We start from the raw sequence: 25546 nt of genomic DNA, 5'->3' as shown, positions 1-25546 counted from the left end.
ACGTACGGTTGACGCATGACGAGCATCGGTGGTGCCGAGATGGTCGACTGGAATCTCGCGGTCGCGACTGCGACCCGGTTCGTGCGGCCGGGTCCCGAGATCAGCCGTGAGGAGGCCCGCGCCGTCGTCGCGGAGCTCCGGCGGCATGCCAAGGCCTCGGAGGAGCACGTCCGTTCGTTCACCCGGATGATCCCGGAGGGGCACGAACCCGAGGACACCCCGGTCCTGGTCGTCGACCGGGCCGGCTGGATCCGGGCCAACGTGGCGGGCTTCCGTGAGCTGCTGCGTCCGCTGCTCGGGAAGATGCAGGAACGCCGCGGCAGCGGGCCCGGCAACGCCGTGCTCGGCGCGGTCGGCGGCAAGGTGACCGGTGTCGAACTGGGCATGCTGCTGTCGTTCCTGGCCTCCCGGGTCCTCGGACAGTACGAGACCTTCGCCCCCGCCGGCCGGGAGCTGCCCGGGTCCTCGAAGGGGGGCGGCAGGCTGCTGCTGGTGGCCCCCAACATCGTCCACGTCGAACGTGAACTCGAGGTCGACCCGCACGATTTCAGGCTCTGGGTGGCTCTCCACGAGGAGACGCACCGTACCCAGTTCACGGGGGTCCCCTGGCTCCGCGACCATCTGCAGGGCGAAATCCAGTCGTTCCTCGACGAGACCGACGTCGACCCGATGACCGTGCTCGAACGCCTCCGCGAGGCCGCGCAGGCCTTCTCGGGAGGCAGCCGCCCCGAGGGCGAGCGGGGGGAGGATGGCGACGACGGCGGGCGCAGCCTCGTGGAGATCGTCCAGACGCCCTCCCAGCGCGAGATCCTGGGCCGTCTCACCGCGGTGATGTCCCTGCTCGAAGGGCACGCGGATTTCGTGATGGACGGGGTGGGCCCCGAAGTGGTGGGCTCCGTCGCCGAGATCCGGGAGAAGTTCCAGCAGCGCAGGGCGCGTGGCGCGAGCCGGCTGGACCTGGCGCTGCGCAAGCTCCTGGGGCTCGACGCCAAGCTCCGGCAGTACCGCGACGGCGAGAAGTTCGTCCGGGCCGTCGTGGACGAGGTCGGTATGGACGGCTTCAACCGGGTGTGGACGTCGCCCAACACCCTTCCCACCAAGGCCGAGATCGCCGCACCGGCGGACTGGGTGGCGAGGGTGCACCGTAAGGCAGACTCGTGATCCTGGGCGGTCCGGTGGCACGGAATTGCCTCTCCAATCACCCATCCGAGGGACCATAGGGGCATGGGAAGGCGTGCAATGCTCGATGAACAGCTTGGCTCTGTCACCATCGACGCACTCTGAGTGACGGGACTCCGTCCCGCGCACTCGGAGGCACCCCCCAAAACTTCACCCGAAGGGCACCGGACATGGGTCCCCATCCTGCGGTCGCGGCGATACGCCTGGCGGTCCGCCGCGTACTCCACGACGTCGTCACCGAACACAACCGTCACACCGAACAGGCCGCACGCGGCGAACTCGCCGAAGCAGGGACGGGCGGGCGGGGTTCCGCGCTCCCAGAGCGGCCGGACACCCCGCTGGTTCTCGTCGCATGCTCCGGGGGCGCCGACTCCATGGCCCTTGCCTCCGCCCTCGCCTTCGAGTCGCGCAAGCTTCCCGTCCGCGCCGGCGGCATCACCGTCGACCACAACCTCCAGCCCGGCTCCGGACTCCGCGCCGACGAGGTCGTCGCCCGCCTCGCCGAGATGAGCCTCGACCCGGTCGAGGCGGTCGCCGTGCGGGTAGGCCGCGACGGCGGTCCCGAGGCCGCCGCCCGCGACGCCCGCTACGCCGCCCTGGACGACGCCGCGGAGCGCCACGGCGCCGCCGCCGTACTCCTCGGCCACACCCGCGACGACCAGGCCGAGACCGTCCTGCTGGGCCTCGCCCGCGGTTCGGGTATCCGTTCGCTGTCCGGGATGGCCGCCGCGTCGGGCCCCGCCGGCCGCTACCGCCGCCCGTTCCTCCAGCTCGACCGGCAGACCGCCCGCAAGGCCTGCCTGGTCCAGTCGATCCCCGTCTGGGACGACCCCCACAACATCGACCCCGCCTACACCCGCTCCCGACTGCGCCACGAGGGCCTGCCCGCGCTGGAGAAGGCGCTGGGCAAGGGAGTCGTGGAAGCCCTCGCCCGTACGGCACAGCTCTCCCGCGACGACGCGGACGCCCTCGACACCTGGGCCGCCGAGGCCGCGCGCTCGGTCCGTGACGACGACGGGCGTCTGGAGTGCGTCAAGCTCTCCGTCCTGCCGCCCGCGGTGCGCCGCCGGGTGCTGCGCCGGGCCGTGATCGACGCCGGTTCCCCCGCCGGTTCGCTCTTCGCGCGCCACATCGAGGAAGTCGACCGGCTCATCACGGGCTGGCGGGGCCAGGGCGCCATCAACCTGCCCGGCCGCGTCGAGGTGCGGCGGCAGGGTGGCAGACTGGTGATTCGGCAGAGCTGAAGCGCAAGCGGCTGAAGTGCAGGCGAAACGCCGGTCCGGCCCGGGGAAGAGTCCGGCCGGCAGGGCAGAGAAAGAGACGCGGGTGAACGAGAAGGACATGGGCACCGACCTTCAGTCGGTGCTCCTCACCAAGGAAGAGATCGACGCGAAGCTCGTCGAGCTGGCAGCGAAGATCGACGCGGAGTACGCGGGCAAGGACCTGCTCATCGTCGGCGTGCTCAAGGGCGCGGTGATGGTCATGGCGGACCTGGCCCGCGCGCTGTCCACCCCCGTCACCATGGACTGGATGGCCGTCTCGTCGTACGGGGCCGGCACACAGTCCTCGGGCGTCGTCCGGATCCTCAAGGACCTCGACACCGACATCAAGGGCAAGCACGTCCTGATCGTCGAGGACATCATCGACTCCGGTCTGACGCTGTCCTGGCTGCTGACCAACCTCGGCTCGCGTGAACCCGCGAGCCTGGAGGTCTGCACGCTGCTCCGTAAGCCGGATGCCGCGAAGGTCGCGATCGACGTGAAGTGGGTCGGCTTCGACATCCCCAACGAGTTCGTCGTCGGCTACGGGCTGGACTACGCGGAGAAGTACCGCAACCTCCCCTTCGTCGGCACGCTCGCGCCTCACGTCTACGGCGGCTGAGGCAACCGCCCCGACGGGAACCGGCGCACCGGTGCAACCGGCGGCACCCGGCCGAACCCGGCCGGAGTCCCGGGAACCCTTGTGGCGTTCGGGCCGTTGGAGCCTTCGAAGACGGGTTTGCCGGACCTCCCCTGCGGTCACGGGTGACAATGCTGGGGTACCGTCCGAAGAACAGTCTTTTCTCACAGCAGCATTTACCTACGGGCAGGAGGGACGGGGCGACTTCGCTCCGTATGGATGGACGTGAAGCGATACTTCCGTGGGCCGGTCATGTGGATCGTGCTGGCCGTCCTCGCCGTGGTCGTGTTGATGCAGGTCGTCGGCTCGTCCGGCGGCTACAAGACGGTGGACACCGGCAAGGTGATCCAGGCGATCAGTAAGAACCAGGTGGAGCAGGCCAAGCTCACCACCGGTGACGAACAGATCCTGAAGATCGAGCTGAAGGACAAGGAAAAGCTCGAGGGCGAGTCCGGCAGCAAGTTCCAGGCGAGCTACATCGGCAACCAGGGTGTCGAGCTGGCCGACACGCTGCAGAAGAAGTTCGAGAGCGGTGACATCGAGAAGGGTTACACCGTCTCGCCGTCGAAGCAGTCCCCGTTCGTCTCGATCCTTCTCTCCCTGTTGCCCTTCGTCCTGATCGTGGTCGTGTTCCTGTTTCTGATGAATCAGATGCAGGGCGGCGGCTCCAAGGTCATGCAGTTCGGCAAGTCCAAGGCCAAGCTGATCACCAAGGACACGCCGAAGACGACGTTCGCCGACGTGGCGGGGTCGGACGAGGCCGTCGAGGAACTCTACGAGATCAAGGAATTCCTCCAGGAGCCGGCGAAGTTCCAGGCCGTCGGCGCCAAGATCCCCAAGGGTGTCCTGCTCTACGGGCCGCCCGGTACGGGTAAGACGCTGCTCGCTCGCGCCGTCGCAGGCGAGGCGGGCGTTCCGTTCTACTCGATCTCCGGTTCCGACTTCGTCGAGATGTTCGTCGGTGTCGGTGCCTCCCGTGTGCGTGACCTCTTCGAGCAGGCCAAGGCGAACGCTCCGGCGATCGTCTTCGTCGACGAGATCGACGCCGTCGGACGGCACCGCGGTGCCGGCATGGGCGGCGGCCACGACGAGCGCGAGCAGACGCTCAACCAGCTGCTCGTGGAGATGGACGGCTTCGACGTGAAGGGCGGCGTCATCCTGATCGCCGCCACGAACCGGCCGGACATCCTGGACCCGGCGCTGCTGCGTCCCGGACGCTTCGACCGGCAGATCGCCGTCGACAGGCCGGACATGCAGGGCCGCCTCGAGATCCTCAAGGTGCACCAGAAGGGCAAGCCGGTCGCGGAGGACGTCGACCTCAACGCGGTCGCGCGTCGTACGCCCGGCTTCACCGGTGCCGACCTGTCGAACGTGCTGAACGAAGCGGCGCTCCTCACGGCGCGCAGCAACAAGAAGCTGATCGACAATTACATGCTCGACGAGGCCATCGACCGCGTCGTGGCGGGCCCGCAGAAGCGGACCCGGATCATGTCCGAGAAGGAAAAGAAGATCACCGCGTACCACGAGGGCGGACACGCCCTGGTCGCGGCGGCCTCGCCCCAGTCGGACCCGGTCCACAAGATCACGATCCTCTCCCGTGGACGTGCCCTCGGTTACACGATGGTGCTCCCGGAAGAGGACAAGTACTCCACGACGCGCAACGAGATGCTCGACCAGTTGGCGTACATGCTGGGCGGGCGCGCGGCCGAGGAGCTGGTCTTCCACGACCCGACGACCGGCGCTGCGAACGACATCGAGAAGGCCACCGCCACGGCCCGCGCGATGGTCACGCAGTACGGCATGACCGAGCGTCTCGGTGCGATCAAGTTCGGTGGAGACAACACCGAGCCGTTCGTGGGCCGGGAGATGGGCCACCAGCGCGACTACTCGGAAGAGGTCGCGGCGCTCGTCGACGAAGAGGTCAAGAAGCTCATCGAGACCGCGCACAACGACGCGTGGGAAATTCTCGTCGAGAACCGCGACATCCTCGACGCCCTGGTCCTCGAGCTTCTCGAGAAGGAGACGCTCGGCAAGGAGCAGATCGCCGAGATCTTCGCCCCGATCGTGAAGCGCCCGGCTCGCCCGGCGTGGACCGGTTCCGCCCGGCGCACCCCGTCGACGCGTCCGCCCGTGCTCTCTCCCAAGGAGCTCGCCCTCACCAACGGCACTGCCAATGGCTCGGGTACTCCGGAGATCGCCCCGACGGACATCACGAAGAACACCGGCAGCTCCACGGAGGCGCTCCCCGAGGATCGCCCCGAGAGCTAGCCCCTGCCCGACCTGGTGCGGCCCCTGTCACGGGGGCTCCACCAGGCCCGGAATGGATGCCGCGCCCCCCAGGTTCTAGCCTGTGGGGGCGCGGCTTTTCCGTATGCCTGCGTTGCCTGCGGAATTTCCGTGAGGTCCGGGCGGGCCCGCGCATGTGACTGCACAGAGGAACGAGGCACAGATGACCGACCCGGTGACGCTCGACGGGCAGGGCTCGATCGGCGTATTCGACGAGAAGCGGGCCGAGTCGGCCGTACGGGAGCTCCTCATCGCCGTGGGGGAGGACCCTGACCGTGAGGGGCTGCGGGAGACCCCGGGCCGGGTGGCGCGTGCGTACAAGGAGATATTCGCCGGCCTCCACCAAGAGCCCGAGGACGTCCTGACGACGACGTTCGATCTCGGCCACGACGAGATGGTGCTGGTGAAGGACATCGAGGTGTTCAGCACCTGCGAGCACCATCTGGTGCCGTTCCACGGTGTCGCGCACGTCGGCTACATCCCGGCGACGAGCGGCAAGATCACGGGACTGTCGAAGCTGGCCCGGCTGGTCGACGTCTACGCCCGGCGGCCGCAGGTCCAGGAGCGGCTCACCACGCAGATCGCCGACTCGCTGATGGCGATCCTGGAGCCGCGCGGGGTCATCGTCGTCGTCGAGTGCGAACACATGTGCATGTCGATGCGGGGGATCCGCAAGCCCGGAGCCAAGACGATCACGTCGGCCGTCCGCGGTCAGCTGCGCGACCCAGCCACGCGGGCCGAGGCGATGAGCCTCATCATGGCCCGCTAGGTGTGCTGTTCCGGAACGCATGGGCAGCGATGAGTTCGGGCGGCGGGGGGAGTCGACCGTAGTGGAAGCGGCCGTACGGCCGGATCCACCAGGAGGGAGTCTCCCGATGACATTCACCCACGTGCTCGCCGTAGCCCCCGTGACGGCCATCGAGCCGGCGGTGGAGTGGTACGAGCGGCTTTTCGGCCGCCCGGCCGACACGAGGCCCATGGACGGGCTGGCCGACTGGCACGTCTCCCCGTACGCCTGGCTCCAGGTCTTCGAGTCGCCCGAGCACGCCGGCCGGACGCTGGTGAATCTGGTGGTCGAGGATCTGGAGCGGGCGCTCTCGGATCTCGAGGGCCGGGGGATCACGGCCGGGGAGACCCGGCCCGGCTCCCGGGGGGTGCGGTTCGCCGCCGTACACGACCCCGACGGCAACCGGGTCACCCTGATCGAGAATCCGGTGGCCGACTGACTGGAGCCCGGCCCTCGCCCTACGCGGCCTGGGCCGTGTTCCTGTCGTCGTCCCCGTCCTCCGGGAGCTTGCAGACACGTTCGAGGAAGTAGGCGGCGGCGACGACCGCGACGCCGGCCAGGAAGGCGAAGCCGGCGTAGATGGCCTGATCCCGGCGGGGCGGGACGTCCAGGGAGCCGAGCAGGAAGACGCCCGTGCCGCCGTACATCCCCGCGACGAGCGCGGCGACGAGCGCGCTCGCCTGGCCGAAGACCACGGCGCGCGCCGCCATCATCGGCTCCACGCCCTTCGCCCCCGGGCGGCGTTCCCGCTGCGCGCGCAGCCGTGCCCGGATCGACAGGGCCGTGGCGAGCAGGACGACGGCGATCACGGCCAGCACGATGGGCGCGGCGAGCGGCACGCTCGGCAGTGTCCCCAGGGAGTCCCAGAGGCGGGCCCCACCCCAGGACAGCACGCCGGCTCCGGCGAAGAGTCCGGCCAGGAGCCCGAGCCGTAGTTGCTTCACCGAGAGTGCCGCCTTTCGTCGCCGTTGCCCGTGATCGGTCGCCCGTGCAGGTCGACCGTGATCGGTCGTCCTTGAGCCTAACGACTACTCGGGGAGACGGAGTTCCAGGTCGGGCCGGGGAAGCACTCCCTCGCGGCCGACACCGGCCAGCAGGTCGGCGACGGGGCCGGCGCCGGGGAGCTGGGCCTCCGGGTCCACGTCGTGCCACGGAGCGAGGACGAAGGCGCGCTCACGGGCGCGCGGGTGCGGCAGCGTCAGCAGGGGGTCGTCGGAGACCACCTCCGCGTACGACACGATGTCGACGTCGATGGTGCGCGGTCCCCAGCGCTCCTCGCGGACGCGGTCGAATGCCTCCTCGATGGCCTGGCCGCGCTCCAGCAGCGAGGACGGGGGCAGAGTCGTCTTCACGATGATCACCGCGTTGAAGTACGAGGGCTGGGAGCCGGGCTCGACGCCCCAGGGCTCCGTCTCGTAGACGGGGGAGACCGCTTTGACCCGGAGGCCGGGGGTGTCCTCCAGGGCGTCGATGGCGCCCTGGAGCGTCTCCAGCCGGTTGCCGAGATTGGAGCCGAGGGAGATCACGGCCAGTTTCGGGTTGGAGAGGGTGACGTCTGCCGCGTCGACCTGCTCGACCACTGCTGTGGGAACCGGCTGTACGGTCGGGTCGCTCTGCCCCTCGGTGGAAAATGCAGTCATGCTCGGCTCCGGGTGATGGTGATGGTCACGTCGTCGAAGGGGACGGTGATCGGGGCGTCCGGCTTGTGGACGACGACCTCGACCTCCTGGACCCCTTCGTGCTTGAGGCACTGCTGCGCGATGCGTTCCGCGAGGGTCTCGATCAGATCGACGGGCTCACCCTTGACGACATCGACGACCTCTTCCGCCACCACGCCGTAGTGCACGGTCTTCGACAGGTCGTCGGCGGCTGCCGCGGGGCGGGTGTCGAGGCCGAGCACCAGGTCCACGATGAAGGTCTGGCCTTCTGCCCGCTCCCGGGGGAAGACACCGTGGTGCCCACGGGCCTTGAGGCCGCGCAGCGCGACACGATCCACGCGAATCACTCCTGCTGTTCGTCGTCTCTGGAGGCACCTGGCCGCGTGCGGGCGGTGCGGTGCCGTCTTTCGAATCTACCCGCGAGGACCGACACAGCCTGCCCGCGGGGGCGCGGACCGGCCCGGCAGGGGGTTGGTAGCCGCGTATACCCCGTGATCGGGGGGGCCAATCCCCGCGATCCGCTCCGCCCGCTCAGGCGGTAGGTTCTTCGTCCTCTTCCTCACCGGTTTCGGCCAGTACCGGGGAGCCGTGGTGGGACCAGAGCTTCCAGCCGTCCGGTGTGCGCCGGAACACATTGGTGGCGACGACGAGCTGGCCGACGAGCGGGCCGAGCGAGTTTCCCTCCTCCGCGGGGCCACCGCTGAGGATGTTCTCGGTGCAGGTCACCAGGGCGGTGTCGCCGGTCATGGCGACCCCGACGTCGGTGAGGAAGAACTGGATGTACTCCGTGTTCGCCATGATCAGCGCATAGCTCCGCAGCACCTCGCCGCGGCCCGTGAGCACCGGCCAGCCCGGGTGGACGCAGGACACCGTGAGGTCCTCGCCGGGCAGCCACAGCCCGGAGAGCTCGTCGAGGTCGCCGCGCTCCATCGCCTCGTAGAAGGCGGTGTTGGCCTGCTCGACCGCCGCGATGTCGGCGGCCGCCTCCTCGTGCTCGTCCCGCGGCGCGCTCACGCGGCTCCCTCGACGGCGCGGGCGACCCGCACCGCGTCCGCCGTCGGCCGTACCGCGTGCACCCGGACCGCCCAGGCGCCCGAGGCCGCGGAGAGCGCGGAGACCGCGGCCGTCGCGGCGTCCCGCTCGCGGGCGGGCGGCGGGGCCGCGCCCTCACCGGCCAGGACATGGCCGAGGAACCGCTTGCGGGAGGCGGCGACGAGCAGGGGCCTGCCCAGATCGCGGAGGCGGTCGAGGTGCGCGACCAGCGCGAGGTCCTGGACGGCGTTCTTGGCGAAGCCCAGCCCGGGGTCGATCACCAGCTTCTCGGGGTCCACACCGCCCTCGACCACGGCATCCATGCGCTCCCGGAGCTCCGCCACGACTTCGCCGACGACGTCCCCGTAGACCGCACGGCTGTTCATCGACTCACTGAAACCGCGCCAGTGCATGACGACGAACGGCACTCCGGCGTCGGCGACGACCGGGATCATGCCCGGATCGGCGAGGCCACCGCTCACGTCGTTGACCAGGACCGCGCCGGCCGCGACGGCCTGCTCGGCGACGCCGGCCCGCATGGTGTCCACGGAGATCGTGACCCCCTCGGAGGCCAGTCCGCGCACCACGGGGATGACCCGGCGCAGCTCCTCGGCCTCGTCCACCCTGCTCGCGCCCGGGCGGGTCGACTCGCCGCCGACGTCGATCAGATCCGCTCCTTCGGCCACCAGTTCGAGGCCGTGCTTGATCGCCGCCGTGGTGTCGAACCAGTGGCCTCCGTCGGAGAAGGAGTCGGGCGTCACATTGACGACCCCCATGACCGCACAGCGGTCCCACTCCGGGAGACCCCGCACCGTGCCCCGCCCTCGCAACGTACTCATGCGCCCAGCCTAGGCCGTGTCCGAGAGGTCCCGCCCGGCCCGTGGCGCCCGGTACGCACATCGGCGGACGTCGGCGTACCTGTCGGCCGCGTCCGGCACGGGGCCGTTCCGAGGCCCCGTACGGGGGCCCGCGCCTCGGGATCCGTCCGCACCGCGTTCAGCCGGACGGACGGCGGGGCGCGGGTGCGCTCAGGGGGAGCCGACGCCCGCCACGGTCTCCACGGCGACCTCGGCGCGCGGCACGTCCTGTGCGTCCGCGTCGATCGAGCGGCGCAGCGCCTCATGGAGGCGGGCAGGGGTGAGCACGCCCAGGAAGCGTCCGGTGGCCTCCTCGTCGATGACGGCGATCCAGCCCGCGTCGTGCTGCAGCATCGTGGAGAAGGCCTGCTTGAGCGGCGCGCCGAGCGGGAGCCAGGCCTCCATGCGCCGGGCGTGTTCACGGACCGTGCCCTTGGCCGTCGCGCCGTCGCCCGCCGGGATCCAGCCGTGCAGATTGTCCTGGCCGTCGAGGACGACCGCCCAGCGGGCGCCGTCCGCCCGCAGCCGCTCGGTCGCCTTCGCCAGCGGATCGTCGAGATGGACGACCGGCGGCTGGTCGAGGTCGCTCTCCTCGATGGGCGTGACCGAGAGCCGCTTCAGGCCGCGGTCCGCCCCGACGAAATCGGCGACATACGGCGTGGCCGGAGCGCCGAGCACCGTGGCCGGGGTGTCGAACTGCTCGACGCGGCCGTGCCCGTACACCGCGATCCTGTCGCCGAGGCGGACGGCCTCCTCGATGTCGTGGGTGACGAACAGCACGGTCTTGCGGACCTGCGCCTGCAGTTTCAGGAATTCGTTCTGCAGTCTTTCCCGTACGACGGGATCGACCGCGCCGAAAGGCTCGTCCATGAGCAGAACCGGGGGGTCGGCCGCCAGGGCCCGTGCCACGCCGACGCGTTGGCGCTGGCCGCCGGAAAGCTGCTCGGGATAGCGGGCGCCATAAACGGACGGATCCAGTCCGACGAGATCCAGCAGTTCAGCCGCGCGTCGTCTGCCCTTTTCCCTTCCCCAGCCGAGGAGATGGGGAACGGTCGCGGTGTTCTCCAGGACCGTCTTGTGCGGGAACAGTCCGACCTGCTGGATCACGTAGCCGATACGCCGGCGGAGCCGTACGGGGTCGATGGTGGATATGTCGTCCCCGTCGAGGAATATCCGGCCCTCAGTCGGTTCGGTCAGGCGGTTCACCATTTTCATGGTGGTCGTCTTGCCGCAGCCGGAAGGCCCGACGAGCGTGACCAGTTCACCCTCGGCGACCTCGAAGGAAAGGTCGTCGACGGCGGTGGTGCCGTCCTCGTACCGCTTGGTGACGTGCTCGAAACGGATCATGATTCCCCATTGTGACGCGGGTTCTGTGAAGGCCATGTTGCCGGAATACGACAGCCTCGGCGATTGTCGGTGGTCGGGGATAGGGTCACCCAGGACCGGACCCGGGGCGGCATCGCGAGGGCAAACAGGAGGTGGGGGCGGATGGCCGAGCAGAACTGCCTGGTGGCGAACGACTGGATCTGCGGAGAGTATCTGCGCTCCCGCAGCCACGAGTTGACCGAAGCGACCGTCCAGCACATCTGGATCACTGCGGCCTCCGTGCTGATAGGGCTCGCGGTGGCATTCCCGCTCGCACTGCTCGCGCGCCGCGGCCGGCATTTCGCGGGCCCGGTGCTGGGCCTGACGACCGTGCTCTACACCGTGCCGTCGCTGGCGATGTTCTCGCTGCTGCTGCCGTTCTTCGGGTTGTCGGCCGCGCTCGTCGTCACCGGCCTGGTGCTCTATTCGCTGACCATCCTCGTACGCAACATCCTGGCGGGGCTCGAAGCGGTCCCGCGGGAGGCCAGGGAAGCCGCCGAGGGCATGGGGTACGGGCCCGTCCGGCTCCTCTGGGAGGTCGAACTCCCCCTCGCGCTGCCCGCACTGATGGCCGGGCTGCGGATCGCCACGGTGTCGACGGTCGCGCTGACGACGGTGGGCTCGCTCGTCGGCAAGGGCGGCCTCGGCAATCTCATCGAGGACGCGCTGCCGAGCTTCTTCAAGGCACAGGTGCTCACCGCGTCCGTGCTCTGCGTGCTGCTCGCGGTGGCGGCGGATCTCCTGCTGCTCGGCGTGCAACGCCTGCTCACGCCCTGGACCCGGATACGGACGCCCGCCGGGGCATCCGCCGGGGCGGGCATCGCGAAGACGGAGGCGGTCTGATCCATGGGAGTCGTCGGGGAGGCGTGGACCTGGCTGACCACGGGAGCCAACTGGTCGGGGGACGGCGGGGCGGGACACCGGCTGGCCGAGCATCTGTACGTCAGCGGGATCGCCCTCGCGGCGGCCTGCCTCATCGCCCTGCCCCTCGCCCTGTATCTCGGGCACGTGGGCAAGGGAGGCGGCCTCGCCGTCAACATCTCCAACGTGGGGCGCGCGGTCCCGGTGTTCGCGGTGCTGGCCCTGTTCATGATGACGCCCCTGCGTAACTCCGGCTATCTGCCCACGGTCATCGCCCTGGTGCTGTTCGCCGTGCCCCCGCTGCTGACCAACGCCTACGTCGGGATGACGGAGGTGGACCGGTCGGTGCTGGAGGCCGCTCGGGGCATGGGGATGTCCGGCCCACAGCTCTTCCTGCGGGTCGAACTCCCGCTCGCGTACCCGATGATCATGACCGGTCTCCGGTCCGCCGCCGTCCAGGTGGTGGCCACCGCCTCGATCGCGGCGATGGTCGGTCTCGGCGGTCTGGGCCGGATCATCACCGCGGGGTTCAACACCTACGACACCGCTCAGGTCTTCGCCGGCGCCGTGCTGGTCGCCCTCCTGGCCCTGGTGGTGGAGGGCGTTCTCGTGGGGCTGGACCGGCTGCTGTCGCCCCTGCGCCGCCGCCGGACGGTATGAGCGCGCTGACTTTTCGGACTGTGCACACCATTTTTTCGGACGGAGAACACCATGAGCAGGACCTCGCGCATAGCGGGTGCGGTCATCGGAGCGGTCGCGCTGGCAGGGTCGCTCGCCGCCTGCGGCGGCGACAGCCTGGAGAAGGAGAAGAGCGGCTCGGACACGGGTGCCGGCGCCGGTTCCGAGAAGGGGGCGCTCGTCGTGGGCGCGGCCGGCTTCACGGAGTCCAAGGTGCTCGCCGAGCTGTACGCCCAGGTCCTGGGCGGCGCCGGGTACGACACGTCGGTCACCACGGTGAAGAACCGCGAACTCTACGAGCCCTCGCTGGAGAAGGGCGAGATCGACGTCGTCCCGGAATACGCGGCGACCCTCGCGGAATTCCTCAACGCCAAGGTCAACGGAGCGAAGGAGGCGGAGGCGAAGCCGGTCGCCTCGGGTGACGTGGCGGCCACCGTCACCGCACTGGAGAAGCTCGCCACCCCGCTCGGACTGAAGGTCCTGCCGGCGGGGAAGGCGGTCGACCAGAACGCCTTCGCGGTGTCCAAGGAATTCGCCGACAAGAACAGTCTCAAGACGCTTTCCGATCTCGGCTCCTCGAAGATCAAGGTGAAGATCGCGGCGGGCGACGAGTGCGAGGTGCGCCCGTTCTGCGCGCCCGGACTGAAGAAGACGTACGGCATCGACGTCACCGGGATCGACCCCAAGGGCGTCGGCACGCCGCAGTCCAAGCAGGCGGTCAAGGACGGTAAGGACCAGCTGGTCCTCACGACCACCACGGACGCGGTGCTCGACTCCTACGGGCTGGTGTTCCTGGAGGACGACAAGAAGCTCCAGAACGCGGACAACGTCCTTCCGGTTCTCAATGCCAAGGACGCGGGTGCGCCGGAGATCGCGGAAGCGCTCGGGAAGCTCACCGACGTACTCACCACGGAGGACCTCGCGGAACTCAACCGCAAGGTCGACGCGGAGCGCGCCAAGCCCGCCGATGCGGCCGGGGACTATCTCCGGTCGAAGGGTCTGATCAAGAAGTAAAAAGGCGTACACGAGGGCCACTTGGGAGGCCCGCCCGACCCGGACCGGAGACCCTTAGGTAACCGGCGGGGAACAGATTGCCGGGCGGTCTCCCAAGTGACTCGTACGCACGGTAAATTTCGGGCCATGCCACGAGGACGCCACCGCCATTCGCCGCCCCTCCACAGAATCCTGCCGCCCGCCGTGGTGGCCGGAGTGCCGGTCGTCTGTGCCGCCGGTGCCTGGCTCCTCGGGGAACCCCTGCCGCTGCGCGTCCTGGTGGCCGTGACGGCGGCTGTGGCTGTCGCCGGTGCCTGGCTGATGCGCAGCTGGGACAGGGCGGCGGGTCTGCGTGTCGCGGAGCTGAACCGCGCCCGGGCGAGCGACGAGTGGAAGACCGAGGAGCGCATAGCCGAACTCGAGTCGGACCTCGAGGAATCCAGGGAACTGCGTACCCGGCTGGAGACCAAGCTGCGCCGCAAGCGCGTGGAGCTCGCCGGGCTGCGTGGCGAACACGCGGCGCTGCTGCGCCGGTACGCCAACGCCGAGACGGAGCGGGCCAGTGCCCTGGAGGGCCGCAGGCAGCTCGCCATCGAGGCTTCCGCACCGCGTGAGCTGCTGCCCGCCCGTTCCACACCGACTCCGGGCGCCTATCTGCGGGCCGCACAGGCTCTGCAGGACCTGGGCCGCAACGCGGCGCTCCAGGAGGCGCGCCGCACGGCCGAACCGGCCCGGCAGCGCGACCTCGCCCAGCGCTCGGTCGAACAGGGCCCGGAGGGCGACGGCCCGAAGGGGAAGCACGCGGCGGTCGCCGGAGCGGGTGACCTCCAGCACCGTCGTCCGCAGGCCGCCCCGCCCGCACCGCAGCTGTCCCCCGCGGCCGTGCGCCCGCCCCGCGCCGTGCCCGCGGCATCCGCCGTCGTCCCGTACGCCGCCGCCCGCCGCCACCTCGTCCCGCGCGGGAGCTTCGACTTCTTCGGCACGCAGAAGGCGAACGCCGCGATCGAGTCCGTGCAGAACGAGGACCTCGCGGACGTGGTGGGCGAGGAGGCTCTGGCGGCGCACCGTACGGGCACGGCCGAGAACCGGGCCGTCGGCAAGGTCATCGACCTGACGGCGCACGACGAGACGGAGCAGCTGGACGTCGTCGAGCTGCGCAGCGCGATCTCCTCGTAGCGGGAGGGCCCGTTGCGCCAGGACCCGCGCGGCCGGGGCTACTTGTCGATGTCCCCGACGACGAAGAAGAGCGAGCCCAGGATCGCGACCATGTCGGCGACGAGCGTCCCCGGCAGCAGCTCGGTGAGCGCCTGGATGTTGTTGAACGAGGCGGACCGCAGCTTCAGCCGGTACGGGGTCTTCTCGCCCGTGGACACGAGGTAGTAGCCGTTGATCCCCAGCGGGTTCTCGGTCCACGCGTAGGTGTGGCCCTCCGGCGCCTTCAGCACCTTGGGCAGCCGCTGGTTGATGGGCCCGGGCGGCAGGTCGGCCATCCGGTCCAGGCACGCGTCGGCGAGGTCCAGGGCGTTGTGCGTCTGCTCCAGGAGGCACTCGAAACGGGCCAGGCAGTCGCCCTCGGTCCGGGTGACGACCTTGAGCGTGTCCCGCAGCTCCCCGTAGGCGAGGTACGGCTCGTCGCGCCGCAGGTCGAAGTCGACCCCCGAGGCCCTGGCGATCGGCCCGGACACCCCGTACGCGTGCACGGCCTCGGCGGACAGCACGCCCACCCCGCGGGTGCGGCCCCGGAAGATCTCGTTGCCGAGCACCAGGCGGTCGTACACGTCCATCCGTGAACGCACGGACGCCACCGCGTCCCGGGCCCGGCCGAGCCAGCCCGCGGGCAGGTCCTCCTTGAGGCCGCCGACCCGGTTGAACATGTAGTGCATCCGGCCGCCGGAGACCTCCTCCATCGCGGCCTGGAGCTCCTCGCGCTCCCGGAAGGCGTGGAACATCGGGGTGATCCCGCCGAGTTCGAGGGGGTAGGAGCCGAGGAACATCAGGTGGTTGAGCACCCGGTTCAGCTCGGCGAGCAGCGTCCTCGTCCAGACGGCGCGCTCAGGGACCTCCATGCCGAGCATCCGCTCGACGGCCATGACGACCCCGAGCTCGTTGGAGAACGCCGACAGCCAGTCGTGGCGGTTGGCGAGCATGATGATCTGCCGGTAGTCCCTGGCCTCGAAGAGCTTCTCGGCGCCCCGGTGCATGTAGCCGATGACGGGCTCGGCCTGCTGGATCCGCTCGCCGTCCAGGACGAGCCGCAGCCGGAGCACACCGTGGGTGGAGGGGTGCTGCGGACCGATGTTCAGCACCATGTCGGTGCTCTCCGCCGCGCCGCCGATGCCGATCGTCGTCTCCGTCATGCGGGACAGTATCCCCCTTCACGGTCCGGGCCCTCTTCGCGGTCCAGGGCCCGCTTCACGGCCCGGCGCTCTCTTCACCGGCCGGCGTCCGCTTCACCGGACGGCGCCCTCTTCACGGTCCGGGACCCGATGCCGCAGCCAGCCGAAGTCGCCCAGCCCACCCCGCGCCGTCAGCTCCGCCGCCTCCCCGGCCGAGGCGAGCGCCCGGACGTAGCCGGCCGGATCGGCCGACGCCCGTGCCAGCGGCGGGCGTTCGCCGCTGATCCCCAGCTCCCGCAGCGCCGTCCGCTGGTCGAGGAGTTCGGCCACGCCGTCGGCCGCCGCCGCGCAGGCGTCCAGGGCCACGTGCGAGGTGAGGTCGCAGCTCCCGTCGGGCACGGGGGGCACCTCGCGGCCTCCGCGGAACCCGGTCAGCGTCCCGAACGGCGGCCTCGACGCCCGTACATGCGCGTAGTCGACCGCCACCGCGGTCCCGGCGGCCAGCGACGCGACGGCGCCCGTCCAGGCCTCGTCGCGCGGCCTCCCGATCTCCGCACGGTCGCCGGGCCGTGACAGCGGCCACCAGCGGCTCAGCCACCGGGCGTCCGCCCCGGTCACCGGGGCACCGAGCCGCTCGGTTCCGTCGGCCCTCCGCACGAGGACGTAGCGGGGCACGCCGTCGGCGTCGGCCTCGGCGATGTCCGTCGGGACGTTGTCCAGCCATTCGTTGGCGAAGAGCAGCCCCCGCACACCCTGCGGGGGCCGGGCGCACCACTCGATGTCCGGGTCCAGGTCCGGCGGGCGTGCGGCGAGCTCCACGGCGTACGCCCGTACGGTCAGGCCGGGGGCCAGGGCTTCGTCCCGCAGCGCCGCCAGCACTCCCGTCAACAGCTCGCCGCGGCCCGCTCCCACATCCACGAGGTCCACCGAGTCCGTCCCCAGCTCCCGTGCCGTGCCGGCCAGCAGCCGGGCGACGGCCCCGGCGAACAGAGGGGAGGCGTGCACCGAGGTACGGAAATGGCCCGCGGGGCCCTCCGGGCGCCGGTAGAAGCCCTCTTCCCCGTACAAAGCGGTCTCGGCGGCTTCCCGCCAGCGGCACCAGTCATACGTCACATAGGCAAGTCTCCACCTTGGGGAGTACGGTCCCAGGATCCGGATCGACCCTCCGGCTGACCCGGGCACCGATCAGCTGTCCCTACGCTGGGTAATGTGCAGCGCTTCTACGATTTCATCCGCAGACACCCGACGGGCGTCGACATCCTCTGGGCTGTCCTCCTCCTCGGGTTCTCCGGCGTGTCCATCGTGGCGGGCCAGGTCGGCGGCGGTCCGGAGCGCGTCGCCGCGGTGCCGATCGCGGTCGGGCTGTGCGTCGTGGTCGCGCTGCGCCGCCGTGCGCCGGAGAAGATGCTGCTGCTCGCGATCCTGATGGGGCTCGCCCAGCTGCTGTTCGGGGTGCGGCCGGACGTGGCGGACTTCGCCCTGCTGGTGATCACGTACACCGTGGCCACGGTGGGGGAGCGCTGGGCGTCCCGGCTCGCCCTCGGATGCAGCCTGGTCGCGGCGGGGATCTCGCGGCTGCGCTGGCCCGACGACGCGCCGTACGGCGGTTGGGCCCAGTCGCTCGGCTACGTCGTGATGATGACCGTGCCCTTCGTCCTGGCCTGGGTGCTCGGCGATTCCATACGCACCCGGCGGGCCTACTTCAGCCAGCTGGAGGAGCGGGCCGCCCGGCTGGAGCGGGAGCGTGAGGCGCAGTCGAAGGTCGCCGTCGCCGCCGAACGGGCCCGTATCGCCCGCGAACTGCACGACGTCGTCGCGCACAACGTCTCGGTGATGGTGGTCCAGGCGGACGGCGCCGCGTATGTCATGGACTCGTCCCCCGACCAGGCCCGGCAGGCCCTGGAGACCATCTCCGGCACCGGACGCCAGGCGCTCGCCGAGATGCGGCGGCTGCTCGGAGTGCTCAGGACCGGTGATTCCCCCGAGAGCGGGGAGTACGTCCCCCAGCCCGACGTCGAGCAGATCGAGGAACTCGTCGGCAAGGTCAGGGAGACCGGCCTCGCGGTGGACTTCAAGATCGAGGGCACTCCGCGTCCGCTGCCGAGCGGGGTCGAGCTGACCGCGTACCGCATCGTCCAGGAGGCGCTCACCAACACCCGTAAGCACGGGGGCCCCGACGCCGGGGCGAGCGTGCGGCTGGTCTACTTCGACGACGGTCTCGGCCTGCTGGTCGAGGACGACGGCCGCGGCGCCCCGCACGAGCTCTACGAGGACGGCGGCGCCGACGGAGCGGGTCAGGGAATGATCGGCATGCGGGAGCGGGTCGGCATGGTCGGCGGCACGCTGGACGCGGGCCCGCGCCAGGGCGGCGGCTTCCGGATCAGCGCGCTGCTTCCGCTCAAGCCGGCCAACCAGTGACAGAAGGACAGGACACCCCATGGCCATCCGCGTAATGCTCGTCGACGACCAGGTGCTGCTGCGCACCGGCTTCCGGATGGTGCTCGCCGCCCAGCCGGACATGGAGGTCGTCGCGGAGGCGGGCGACGGGGCCGAGGCGATCGAGGTCCTGCGGTCCACGGCCGTCGACGTCGTGCTGATGGACGTACGCATGCCGCGGCTGGACGGCGTCGAGGCGACCCGGCGCATCTGCGCGGGGACCGAACCGCCGAAGGTGCTGATCCTGACCACCTTCGACCTGGACGAGTACGCCTTCTCCGGTCTGAAGGCGGGCGCCAGCGGTTTCATGCTCAAGGACGTGCCGCCCGGCGAGCTGCTCTCCGCCATCCGCGCGGTGCACAGCGGCGACGCCGTGGTGGCCCCGTCGACGACCCGCAGGCTGCTCGACCGGTTCTCGCCGATGCTGCCCAGCGGCAAGAAGGAACCCCGGCACAAGCATGTCGAGAAGCTGACCGAGCGCGAGCGCGAAGTGATGCTGCTCGTCGCGCAGGGGTTGTCGAACGGTGAGATCGCGGCCCGTCTGGTGCTGTCCGAGGCGACCGTGAAGACCCACGTGGGCCGCATCCTCACCAAACTCGGCCTGCGCGACCGGGTCCAGGTCGTCGTCCTCGCGTACGAGACGGGGCTGGTGCGGGCCGGCGGCGGGACGGGCTGACCGCTCCTCAGCGGACCGGCCGGACAAGGGAGTCGGCCGGAAACCCCGCGCGGTTCACCGCAGCACGCCCTCCAGGAAGTCGCTGCCCAGGCGTGCCACGACCGTCAGGTCCAGCGAGTGCAGGACGTACCGGCCGCGCCGGCGGGTGGTGACCAGGCCGGCCTTCTTGAGCAGCGCCAGGTGGCGGGATACCTCGGGGGGCGTGATGCCGTGCGAGTCGGCGAGTTCACCGGTGGTGTACGGCGAGCGGGCCAGGTTGCGGCAGAGCCTCATCCGCATGGGGTGGGCCAGCGCCTCCATCCGGAGCTGGAGCAGCTCGACGGAGGCGGGGGAGGGCAGCTCGGGGCGGTGCACCGGGTAGTGGATCACCGGGCGCCAGCCGGGGGCGTGCAGCACCATCAGATGCGGCCAGCCGAAGCTGGTCGGGATGAGCGTGAGGCCGGTCCCGGCCGCCGATCCCGTGGCCTCGGTCCGGCCCGTGGTCAGCTTGTCGGCGCTGATCCTGCCGGTCCTCTCGTCCAGCGAGAGGGCCGCCGAGACCGCGCCCAGGGCCGCGCCGACGCCCTTGTGCCGCAGCACCTCGGTCTTGTGCCGGGCGTCGGCGACCAGCTGGACCTGGGTACGCCGCCAGGTGTCGGCGAAGAAGGCCTGGTCGCAGTCCTCGAAGAGACGACGGACCCAGCCGCGCACGGAGCCGGGGTCGGCCAGCAGCTGCCGGGTGAAGTCGAGCTGCTTCGGGCCCCTGGCCGCCGCCATGTCGAGAGCGCGGGTCCGCATCCCGGCGTCGGTGAGCGGCGAGGGCGCTCCCGTTCCGTACAGGCTCGCGCAGGTGAACTCCAGGGCGGCCGAGACGAACCGCTCGTCGTCGAGCCTGTCCAGGATGTCCAGGTCCTCGGCGAGGGTCGAGCCGGTCCTGCCGTCCCCGCCGCGGACACCGGCGAACGGCATGAAGACGTCGGAGAAGGTGTTCCGCCACAGGAACTCTGCCTCGTGGAGCCGGTCCGCGAGGTCCGGTTCCAGGGCCGCGGAGGTCGCGGTCGCCCAGCCGTGCAGTCCGGGGTGGTGGCCGGGCTCGGAGAGCGCATGGAGGGCGAGCCCCAGCTCGGCGAGAGGGGAGGTCTCGAAAACGATGCGCTCGGGAGGCAGGCCGGCGATGTCGATGTGCACACTCACCCCTCCATGGTGCGGGGTGCGGGGGCGGAGGCCGTCGTCACTTGACTGCGGCCGTCAATCCACGGGCGGGCCCGCCCGGCCGGGGTCAGGCTGGATTCATGGACACCTTTCAGCAGCACATGCTCGACAGCTACCGCGCCGCGCAGCACGGTGAGGGCCCGCCCCCGCCGCCCGGTGCGCACGACCGGGACGTCCTGCGCACCATCCGCAGGCGTATCCGCGTCTGGACGGCCGCGCACCGTCCGCCCTACTCCTGAGGCGACGCCTCGTCCTGGAGCCGCGCCACGAAATCCGCCACCGCTTCCCGCACGTCGCCGGCCGTCCACTCCAGCCCCTGCGCCGCCACCGTGACCTCGGTGAACGAGAGTCCGGGCGGCCCGGCCGGAGCCGCGAACCAGCGGCGGAAGAGCGTCACGCCCGTCTCCTCGGCCTGCCGCACCGACGCCTCGTCCAGCACGTCCGCGGCGTAGGGCAGCCAGACCTGGAACTGGTGCGTGTGCGGCGGCTCGGGGTGCACCCGGAACCACGGCACCGCCGATCCGGCGAGGCCGTCCGCCAGAGCACCGGCGACCACCTTCGCGTGCGCCACGTACGACGGCAGCCTCGGCAGCTCCCGCTCCAGGCCCAGGAGGGCGGAGAGGGCGGCCGGGTACTGCTGGAAGACCTGGCCGCCGTACCTGTGGCGCCAGGTCCTCGCCTCCTCGATCAGGGACTCGGAGCCCGCGAGCACCGCTCCGGACAGCCCGTCCAGGGACTTGTAGAACGACACGTAGACACTGTCGGCGAGCGCCGCGATCTCCGGCAGGCCGCGCCCGAAGTGCGTCGTGCACTCCCACAGGCGCGCCCCGTCCAGATGCACCACCGCGTCCCGCTCCCGCGCGGCGGTGACGGCGGCCTCCAGCTCCTCCCAGGAGGGGAGGACGAAGCCGGCGTCACGCAGCGGCAGCTCCAGCATCAGCGTGCCGAACGGCTCGGGGAAGTCCCGGATCTCGTCCGCAGTGGGCTGCCGGGGCTCGGTCGTCGGATGCACCGTACGCAGTCCGCTCACCGAGGTGAGCGCTCCGCGCTCGTGCACCTCCGGATGGGAGAGGGGGTGCAGTGCCACGGCCGGAATGCCCGTGCGCCCCGCCCAGCAGCGCAGCGCGACCTGCTGGGCCATCGTCCCGGTCGGGAAGAACGCGGCGGCTTCCATGCCCAGCAGGCCGGCCGTGCGCCGCTCGGCCTCCGCGACGACCCCGCCGCCGTAGACGTCCGTCCAGTCGCCCAGGTCGTGGACCGTGCCCGCGTCGGCGGCCAGTGCGGCCAGCCGGCCGGCCAGCGTGTGGTCCGCGGACATCCGCGCCAGCACCTTTCCGGACCGCTGCCACGCGGTCAGCCTGCGGTGTCGCTGCTTCTGCTCCTCGGTGTCTCCCATGGGACGATCATCACCCGGACCGCTGACGGCGCCCATCCCGGGTTCTCCCCCCGCCAGAAGTTATCCACAGGCTGTGGACGGCCGGGGTGCGTGACGAAACGCTGGCGTAGCATGCAGAGGAATCGTCCGGTACCCCCCGCGGACTGGAACGGAAGGCCATCGCCGCGTGAACGCATCAATTCCCAAGGAAGCCCTCGACGCGAGGGACCGCCCCGCCCGTCTCACCGTCGGCGTGGTCGGCGCGGGACGGGTCGGCCCCGCCCTCGCCGCCTCGCTGCAGCTCGCCGGGCACCGCCCGGTCGCGGTGTCGGGCGTCTCCGACGCATCCGTGCGCCGGGCCGCCGCACTGCTCCCCGACGTCCCCCTGGTCACCCCCGCCGAGGTCCTCGCACGCGCCGAGCTCGTGCTGCTGACCGTCCCCGACGACGCCCTGCCCGGCCTGGTCGAAGGCCTCGCCGAGACCGGCGCCGTACGACCGGGTCAGCTGCTCGTCCACACCTCCGGCCGGTACGGCACGAAGGTGCTCGACCCCGCCCTGCGGGCCGGCGCCCTCCCGCTCGCCCTGCATCCGGCGATGACCTTCACCGGCAGCTCCGTCGACGTACAGCGGCTGGCGGGCTGCTCCTTCGGGGTGACCGCCCCCGAGGAGCTCAGGCTCGCCGCGGAGGCGCTCGTCATCGAGATGGGCGGCGAGCCCGAGTGGATCGCCGAGGAGTCCCGGCCGCTCTACCACGCGGCGCTCGCCCTCGGGGCGAACCACCTGGTCACCCTCGTCGCGCAGTCCATGGACCTGCTCCGCAAGGCCGGCGTGGGCGCGCCCGACCGGATGCTCGGCCCCCTGCTCGGGGCCGCGCTCGACAACGCCCTGCGCTCCGGTGACGCGGCACTGACCGGTCCCGTGGCCCGTGGCGACGCGGGGACGGTGTCCGCGCACATCCGCGAGCTGCGCGCCCACGCGCCGCAGACGGTGGCCGGATATCTCGCCATGGCGCGCGCCACGGCCGACCGCGCCCTCGACCACGGCCTGCTCAAGCCGGAGTTCGCGGAGGACCTCCTCGGCGTCCTGTCCGACAGCAACGCCGTCAACGGAACGAACGGAACACACGGTCCTGACGCATCCGGACCGGGGGAGAAGCGATGAACACCGCACCCGCCACCCTGCTGCGCTCCACCGCGGAGCTGGACGCCCTCGGCCGGGCCGCCGGGACACGCCGCGCCGTCGTGATGACGATGGGCGCGCTGCACGACGGCCACGCCACGCTGATCCGTGCGGCGCGGGCCGCCGCGGGGCACGACGGCCAGGTCGTGGTCACCGTCTTCGTCAACCCGCTCCAGTTCGGCGAGGCCGCCGACCTCGACCGCTACCCCCGCACCCTGGAGGCCGACCTCGCCGTCGCCTCGGAGGCCGGGGCCGACGCGGTCTTCGCCCCCTCCGTCGACGAGGTCTACCCCGGGGGCGAGCCGCAGGTCAGGATCGTCGCCGGCCCCATGGGCGAGCGGCTGGAAGGCGCCGCCCGTCCCGGGCACTTCGACGGCATGCTCACCGTCGTCGCCAAGCTCCTGCACCTCACCCGGCCGGACGCGGCGTTCTTCGGGCAGAAGGACGTCCAGCAGCTGGCGCTCGTCCGCCGCATGGTGCGCGACCTGAACTTCGGCACCGACATCGTCGCGGTGCCGACCGTCCGCGACCCCGACGGCCTGGCGCTCTCCAGCCGCAACCGCTTCCTCTCCGCCGAGGAGCGACGGACCGCGCTGGCCCTGCCCAGGGCCCTGTTCGCCGCCCGGGACCGGCTGGTAGCCCAGCAGACGCTGCACGCCCGAGCCCGGACGATCCCCGAGCGCGAGGGCCGCGCCGCCGCCCTGAACCAGCTCGGAGAGGTCCGTGCGGCCGCCGACACCCAGGCCGTGGCACTGGCCAGGCCGACCGTCGCACCCGCCGCGGTGCTGGCCGCCGCCCGGGCCGTCCTGGACGAGGCGGCGGAAGAAGCGGTGCCGCTCGCCCTCGACTACGTGGCGCTCGTGGACCCGGCGGACTTCACCGAGGTGCCCGACGACCGCGTCAGCGGCGAGGCGGTCCTCGTCGTCGCGGCACGCGTGGGAGCCACCCGCCTCATCGACAACATCCCGCTGACCCTCGGAGCCCTCACGTGACCGGAATACGGCTGACCGCCCCCGCCCCCGGCTGGGCCATCGACGCGGACGTCGTCGTGGTCGGCTCCGGCGTGGCCGGTCTCACCACCGCACTGCGCTGCGCCGCGGCCGGCCTCGCGACCGTGGTCGTCACCAAGGCCCGCCTCGACGACGGCTCCACCCGATGGGCACAGGGCGGTATCGCCGCCGCGCTCGGCGAGGGCGACACCCCCGAGCAGCACCTCGACGACACCCTGGTCGCCGGGGCAGGCCTCTGCGACGAGGCGGCGGTGCGCGCGCTGGTCACCGAGGGGCCCGACGCCGTACGCCGGCTGATCGACACCGGGGCGCACTTCGACACCACCGACACCGGCGCGATCGCCCTGACCCGTGAGGGCGGCCACCACCGCCGCCGTATCGCGCACGCGGGGGGTGACGCGACGGGTGCCGAGATCTCCCGCGCCCTGGTCGAGGCGGTCCGCTCGGCAGCCCTGCGCATCATCGAGAACGCCCTGGTACTGGACCTGATCACGGACGCCGAAGGCCGTACGGAGGGCGTCACCCTGCACGTCATGGGCGAGGGCCAGCACGACGGCGTGGGCGCCGTCCAGGCCCCGGCCGTGGTGCTCGCCACCGGTGGCATGGGCCAGGTCTTCTCCGCCACCACCAACCCGCCGGTCTCCACGGGCGACGGGGTGGCGCTCGCGCTGCGGGCGGGCGCCGAGGTCTCGGACCTCGAATTCGTACAGTTCCATCCGACCGTCCTGTTTCTCGGCTCCGACTCCGAGGGCCAGCAGCCGCTGGTGTCCGAGGCGGTACGGGGCGAGGGCGCCCATCTCGTCGACGCGTCCGGCACCCGCTTCATGCTCGGGCAGCACGAGCTGGCCGAGCTGGCCCCCCGCGACATCGTCGCCAAGGCCATCACCCGTCAGATGCAGCTGCACGGCACCGAGCACATGTATCTCGACGCCCGCCACTTCGGCGCCGAGATGTGGGAGCGGCGCTTCCCGACGATCCTGGCAGCCTGCCGTGCCCACGACATCGACCCGGTCACGCAGCCGATCCCGGTCGCCCCCGCCGCGCACTACGCCTCGGGCGGCATACGTACGGACCTCCGGGGCCGTACGACGGTGCCGGGCCTGTACGCCTGCGGCGAGGTCGCCTGCACGGGCGTGCACGGCGCCAACCGGCTGGCGTCCAACTCCCTCCTGGAAGGCCTGGTCTTCGCCGAGCGCATCGCGGCCGACATCGTGGACGGCCCCAGGGCCGATACCGGGGCCGCCTCCCGGCGCACCCCCGTGGCGGAACCCGCCGGAACCCGTACCGTCCCGCTGCTGACCGCGGAGTCGCGGACCGCGATCCAGCGGATCATGACCAGGGGCGCCGGAGTGATCAGGTCCGCCGGCAGTCTCGCCGTCGCGGCCGGAGAGCTGGATGCCCTCCAGCGGGCCGCGACGGCCGCCGAGAAGGACGGTCGGAAGAACGCCGTACCCGGGGTGGAGGCGTGGGAGGTCACGAACCTCCTCCTGGTCTCGCAGGTGCTGGTCGCCGCCGCGCGGGAGCGCGAGGAGACCCGCGGCTGCCACTGGCGCGAGGACCGTCCCGAGCGCGACGACGACGCCTGGCGCCGCCACCTGGTCGTCCGCGTCGACCCTTACCTGCGGCCCGTCGTCCGCACGACGGACACTTCCGCGTTCCCGCCCGTACGCCCCGGAGACCCGGCAGACTCCGCACTGCCTGCAGGCCTCTTGAACCGCCCCGCCGACGCCCCCGAGGAGCCGTAACC

The 25546-nt window shown here is 71.3% G+C and carries 26 protein-coding genes; 16 read left to right on the top strand and 10 right to left on the bottom strand.

Annotated elements, in window-relative coordinates; genetic code table 11:
• Positions 1–15 precede the first annotated feature (15 nt).
• The 6 genes from OG379_RS17960 (at position 16) to OG379_RS17935 (ending at position 6590) form a co-directional block, all read left to right on the top strand.
• A complete protein-coding gene (locus OG379_RS17960) occupies positions 16–1161 on the top strand; it encodes a zinc-dependent metalloprotease (RefSeq protein WP_405663995.1) in 1146 nt (381 codons plus the stop codon).
• A gap of 188 nt (positions 1162–1349) precedes the next feature.
• Entirely contained in the window at positions 1350–2423 is a 1074-nt protein-coding gene (tilS, locus tag OG379_RS17955) for a tRNA lysidine(34) synthetase TilS (RefSeq protein WP_405663992.1), read from the top strand.
• Positions 2424–2520: 97 nt separating this feature from the next.
• Positions 2521–3060, top strand: a complete 540-nt coding sequence (gene hpt / locus OG379_RS17950; protein ID WP_014155504.1) for a hypoxanthine phosphoribosyltransferase — start codon at positions 2521–2523, stop codon at positions 3058–3060.
• A gap of 237 nt (positions 3061–3297) precedes the next feature.
• Entirely contained in the window at positions 3298–5346 is a 2049-nt protein-coding gene (ftsH, locus tag OG379_RS17945) for an ATP-dependent zinc metalloprotease FtsH (protein ID WP_405663989.1), read from the top strand.
• A 181-nt stretch (positions 5347–5527) separates the two neighbouring features.
• Positions 5528–6133, top strand: a complete 606-nt coding sequence (folE, locus tag OG379_RS17940; RefSeq protein WP_031091001.1) for a GTP cyclohydrolase I FolE — start codon at positions 5528–5530, stop codon at positions 6131–6133.
• Between the two features lie 106 nt (positions 6134–6239).
• Positions 6240–6590, top strand: coding sequence for a VOC family protein (locus OG379_RS17935; RefSeq protein WP_405663986.1), 351 nt, complete (start codon positions 6240–6242; stop codon positions 6588–6590).
• 19 nt (positions 6591–6609) lie between these two features.
• Here the strand turns inward: OG379_RS17935 and OG379_RS17930 are convergent, their stop codons facing one another.
• From OG379_RS17930 to OG379_RS17905, 6 genes are all read right to left on the bottom strand, one after another.
• Positions 6610–7095 (bottom strand): DUF3180 domain-containing protein, encoded by a 486-nt coding sequence (locus OG379_RS17930; RefSeq protein ID WP_405663984.1) that lies wholly within the window; start codon positions 7093–7095, stop codon positions 6610–6612.
• Positions 7096–7179: 84 nt separating this feature from the next.
• Positions 7180–7791: a 2-amino-4-hydroxy-6-hydroxymethyldihydropteridine diphosphokinase gene (gene folK / locus OG379_RS17925; protein WP_405663981.1), complete on the bottom strand. Its 612-nt coding sequence runs from the start codon at positions 7789–7791 to the stop codon at positions 7180–7182.
• A complete protein-coding gene (folB, locus tag OG379_RS17920) occupies positions 7788–8147 on the bottom strand; it encodes a dihydroneopterin aldolase (protein WP_362927130.1) in 360 nt (119 codons plus the stop codon). Before folB ends, folK begins: the two co-directional genes overlap by 4 nt.
• Before the next feature lie 193 nt (positions 8148–8340).
• Positions 8341–8823, bottom strand: a complete 483-nt coding sequence (locus OG379_RS17915; RefSeq protein ID WP_405663978.1) for a nuclear transport factor 2 family protein — start codon at positions 8821–8823, stop codon at positions 8341–8343.
• Complete coding sequence (gene folP, locus OG379_RS17910; RefSeq protein WP_405663976.1) at positions 8820–9680, bottom strand: dihydropteroate synthase; 861 nt, start codon at positions 9678–9680, stop codon at positions 8820–8822. Before folP ends, OG379_RS17915 begins: the two co-directional genes overlap by 4 nt.
• A 189-nt stretch (positions 9681–9869) precedes the next feature.
• Positions 9870–11045 (bottom strand): ABC transporter ATP-binding protein, encoded by a 1176-nt coding sequence (locus OG379_RS17905; RefSeq protein WP_405663974.1) that lies wholly within the window; start codon positions 11043–11045, stop codon positions 9870–9872.
• A 141-nt stretch (positions 11046–11186) separates the two neighbouring features.
• Between OG379_RS17905 and OG379_RS17900 the strand changes: the two genes are divergently transcribed.
• The 4 genes from OG379_RS17900 to OG379_RS17885 all read left to right on the top strand — a co-directional run bounded on the left by OG379_RS17900 (position 11187) and on the right by OG379_RS17885 (position 14771).
• Positions 11187–11906, top strand: coding sequence for an ABC transporter permease (locus tag OG379_RS17900; RefSeq protein WP_405663971.1), 720 nt, complete (start codon positions 11187–11189; stop codon positions 11904–11906).
• A 3-nt stretch (positions 11907–11909) separates the two neighbouring features.
• Entirely contained in the window at positions 11910–12584 is a 675-nt protein-coding gene (locus tag OG379_RS17895; RefSeq protein ID WP_405663969.1) for an ABC transporter permease, read from the top strand.
• A 51-nt stretch (positions 12585–12635) separates the two neighbouring features.
• On the top strand, positions 12636–13616 hold the full coding sequence (locus OG379_RS17890) for a glycine betaine ABC transporter substrate-binding protein (protein ID WP_405663966.1): 981 nt from the start codon (positions 12636–12638) through the stop codon (positions 13614–13616).
• Between the two features lie 126 nt (positions 13617–13742).
• Entirely contained in the window at positions 13743–14771 is a 1029-nt protein-coding gene (locus tag OG379_RS17885) for a hypothetical protein (RefSeq protein ID WP_405663964.1), read from the top strand.
• Between the two features lie 38 nt (positions 14772–14809).
• Here the strand turns inward: OG379_RS17885 and OG379_RS17880 are convergent, their stop codons facing one another.
• Together OG379_RS17880 and OG379_RS17875 are read right to left on the bottom strand one after the other, a co-directional pair.
• Entirely contained in the window at positions 14810–15952 is a 1143-nt protein-coding gene (locus OG379_RS17880) for an NADH-quinone oxidoreductase subunit D (protein ID WP_351279827.1), read from the bottom strand.
• Between the two features lie 93 nt (positions 15953–16045).
• Entirely contained in the window at positions 16046–17044 is a 999-nt protein-coding gene (locus OG379_RS17875; RefSeq protein ID WP_405663961.1) for an SAM-dependent methyltransferase, read from the bottom strand.
• Between the two features lie 96 nt (positions 17045–17140).
• Here OG379_RS17875 and OG379_RS17870 point away from each other — a divergent pair, with 96 nt between their 5' ends.
• Entirely contained in the window at positions 17141–18349 is a 1209-nt protein-coding gene (locus OG379_RS17870; RefSeq protein ID WP_405663959.1) for a sensor histidine kinase, read from the top strand.
• Positions 18350–18368: 19 nt separating this feature from the next.
• Positions 18369–19043, top strand: a complete 675-nt coding sequence (locus OG379_RS17865; protein WP_405663957.1) for a response regulator — start codon at positions 18369–18371, stop codon at positions 19041–19043.
• A 54-nt stretch (positions 19044–19097) separates the two neighbouring features.
• Here OG379_RS17865 and OG379_RS17860 read toward each other — a convergent pair whose 3' ends face one another.
• Positions 19098–20210: a DUF5937 family protein gene (locus OG379_RS17860; protein ID WP_393756501.1), complete on the bottom strand. Its 1113-nt coding sequence runs from the start codon at positions 20208–20210 to the stop codon at positions 19098–19100.
• Positions 20211–20314: 104 nt separating this feature from the next.
• Between OG379_RS17860 and OG379_RS17855 the strand changes: the two genes are divergently transcribed.
• A complete protein-coding gene (locus OG379_RS17855) occupies positions 20315–20473 on the top strand; it encodes a hypothetical protein (RefSeq protein ID WP_405663955.1) in 159 nt (52 codons plus the stop codon).
• Here the strand turns inward: OG379_RS17855 and OG379_RS17850 are convergent.
• Positions 20464–21630 (bottom strand): threonine aldolase family protein, encoded by a 1167-nt coding sequence (locus OG379_RS17850; RefSeq protein WP_405663952.1) that lies wholly within the window; start codon positions 21628–21630, stop codon positions 20464–20466. The two genes, OG379_RS17855 and OG379_RS17850, sit on opposite strands and share 10 nt — an antisense overlap.
• 166 nt (positions 21631–21796) lie before the next feature.
• Here OG379_RS17850 and OG379_RS17845 point away from each other — a divergent pair, with 166 nt between their 5' ends.
• The 3 genes from OG379_RS17845 to OG379_RS17835 are packed head-to-tail and all read left to right on the top strand — an operon-like array spanning position 21797 to position 25544.
• Entirely contained in the window at positions 21797–22771 is a 975-nt protein-coding gene (locus OG379_RS17845; protein WP_405663950.1) for a Rossmann-like and DUF2520 domain-containing protein, read from the top strand.
• Positions 22768–23781: a pantoate--beta-alanine ligase gene (gene panC / locus OG379_RS17840; protein WP_405663948.1), complete on the top strand. Its 1014-nt coding sequence runs from the start codon at positions 22768–22770 to the stop codon at positions 23779–23781. The genes OG379_RS17845 and panC overlap by 4 nt, the downstream gene beginning before the upstream one ends.
• Positions 23778–25544, top strand: a complete 1767-nt coding sequence (locus tag OG379_RS17835; RefSeq protein WP_405663946.1) for an L-aspartate oxidase — start codon at positions 23778–23780, stop codon at positions 25542–25544. The genes panC and OG379_RS17835 overlap by 4 nt, the downstream gene beginning before the upstream one ends.
• Positions 25545–25546 lie beyond the last annotated feature (2 nt).

It is taken from the genome of Streptomyces sp. NBC_01166 (assembly GCF_045039765.1).
Classification (GTDB): domain Bacteria; phylum Actinomycetota; class Actinomycetes; order Streptomycetales; family Streptomycetaceae; genus Streptomyces.
This window is presented reverse-complemented; position numbering and strand designations above follow the sequence as displayed.

Bases quoted from the DNA above. Each gene is read 5' to 3' on its own strand.
- OG379_RS17895 (WP_405663969.1), top strand. From the start codon at position 11,910: ATGGGAGTCGTCGGGGAGGCGTGGACCTGGCTGACCACGGGAGCCAAC.
- panC (WP_405663948.1), top strand. From the start codon at position 22,768: ATGAACACCGCACCCGCCACCCTGCTGCGCTCCACCGCGGAGCTGGAC.
- OG379_RS17865 (WP_405663957.1), top strand. From the start codon at position 18,369: ATGGCCATCCGCGTAATGCTCGTCGACGACCAGGTGCTGCTGCGCACC.
- OG379_RS17850 (WP_405663952.1), bottom strand. From the start codon at position 21,630: ATGGGAGACACCGAGGAGCAGAAGCAGCGACACCGCAGGCTGACCGCG.
- OG379_RS17900 (WP_405663971.1), top strand. From the start codon at position 11,187: ATGGCCGAGCAGAACTGCCTGGTGGCGAACGACTGGATCTGCGGAGAG.
- folE (WP_031091001.1), top strand. From the start codon at position 5,528: ATGACCGACCCGGTGACGCTCGACGGGCAGGGCTCGATCGGCGTATTC.
- OG379_RS17855 (WP_405663955.1), top strand. From the start codon at position 20,315: ATGGACACCTTTCAGCAGCACATGCTCGACAGCTACCGCGCCGCGCAG.
- OG379_RS17905 (WP_405663974.1), bottom strand. From the start codon at position 11,045: ATGATCCGTTTCGAGCACGTCACCAAGCGGTACGAGGACGGCACCACC.
- OG379_RS17880 (WP_351279827.1), bottom strand. From the start codon at position 15,952: ATGACGGAGACGACGATCGGCATCGGCGGCGCGGCGGAGAGCACCGAC.
- OG379_RS17935 (WP_405663986.1), top strand. From the start codon at position 6,240: ATGACATTCACCCACGTGCTCGCCGTAGCCCCCGTGACGGCCATCGAG.
- OG379_RS17885 (WP_405663964.1), top strand. From the start codon at position 13,743: ATGCCACGAGGACGCCACCGCCATTCGCCGCCCCTCCACAGAATCCTG.
- hpt (WP_014155504.1), top strand. From the start codon at position 2,521: ATGGGCACCGACCTTCAGTCGGTGCTCCTCACCAAGGAAGAGATCGAC.
- OG379_RS17960 (WP_405663995.1), top strand. From the start codon at position 16: ATGACGAGCATCGGTGGTGCCGAGATGGTCGACTGGAATCTCGCGGTC.
- tilS (WP_405663992.1), top strand. From the start codon at position 1,350: ATGGGTCCCCATCCTGCGGTCGCGGCGATACGCCTGGCGGTCCGCCGC.
- folP (WP_405663976.1), bottom strand. From the start codon at position 9,680: ATGAGTACGTTGCGAGGGCGGGGCACGGTGCGGGGTCTCCCGGAGTGG.
- OG379_RS17890 (WP_405663966.1), top strand. From the start codon at position 12,636: ATGAGCAGGACCTCGCGCATAGCGGGTGCGGTCATCGGAGCGGTCGCG.
- ftsH (WP_405663989.1), top strand. From the start codon at position 3,298: ATGGACGTGAAGCGATACTTCCGTGGGCCGGTCATGTGGATCGTGCTG.
- folK (WP_405663981.1), bottom strand. From the start codon at position 7,791: ATGACTGCATTTTCCACCGAGGGGCAGAGCGACCCGACCGTACAGCCG.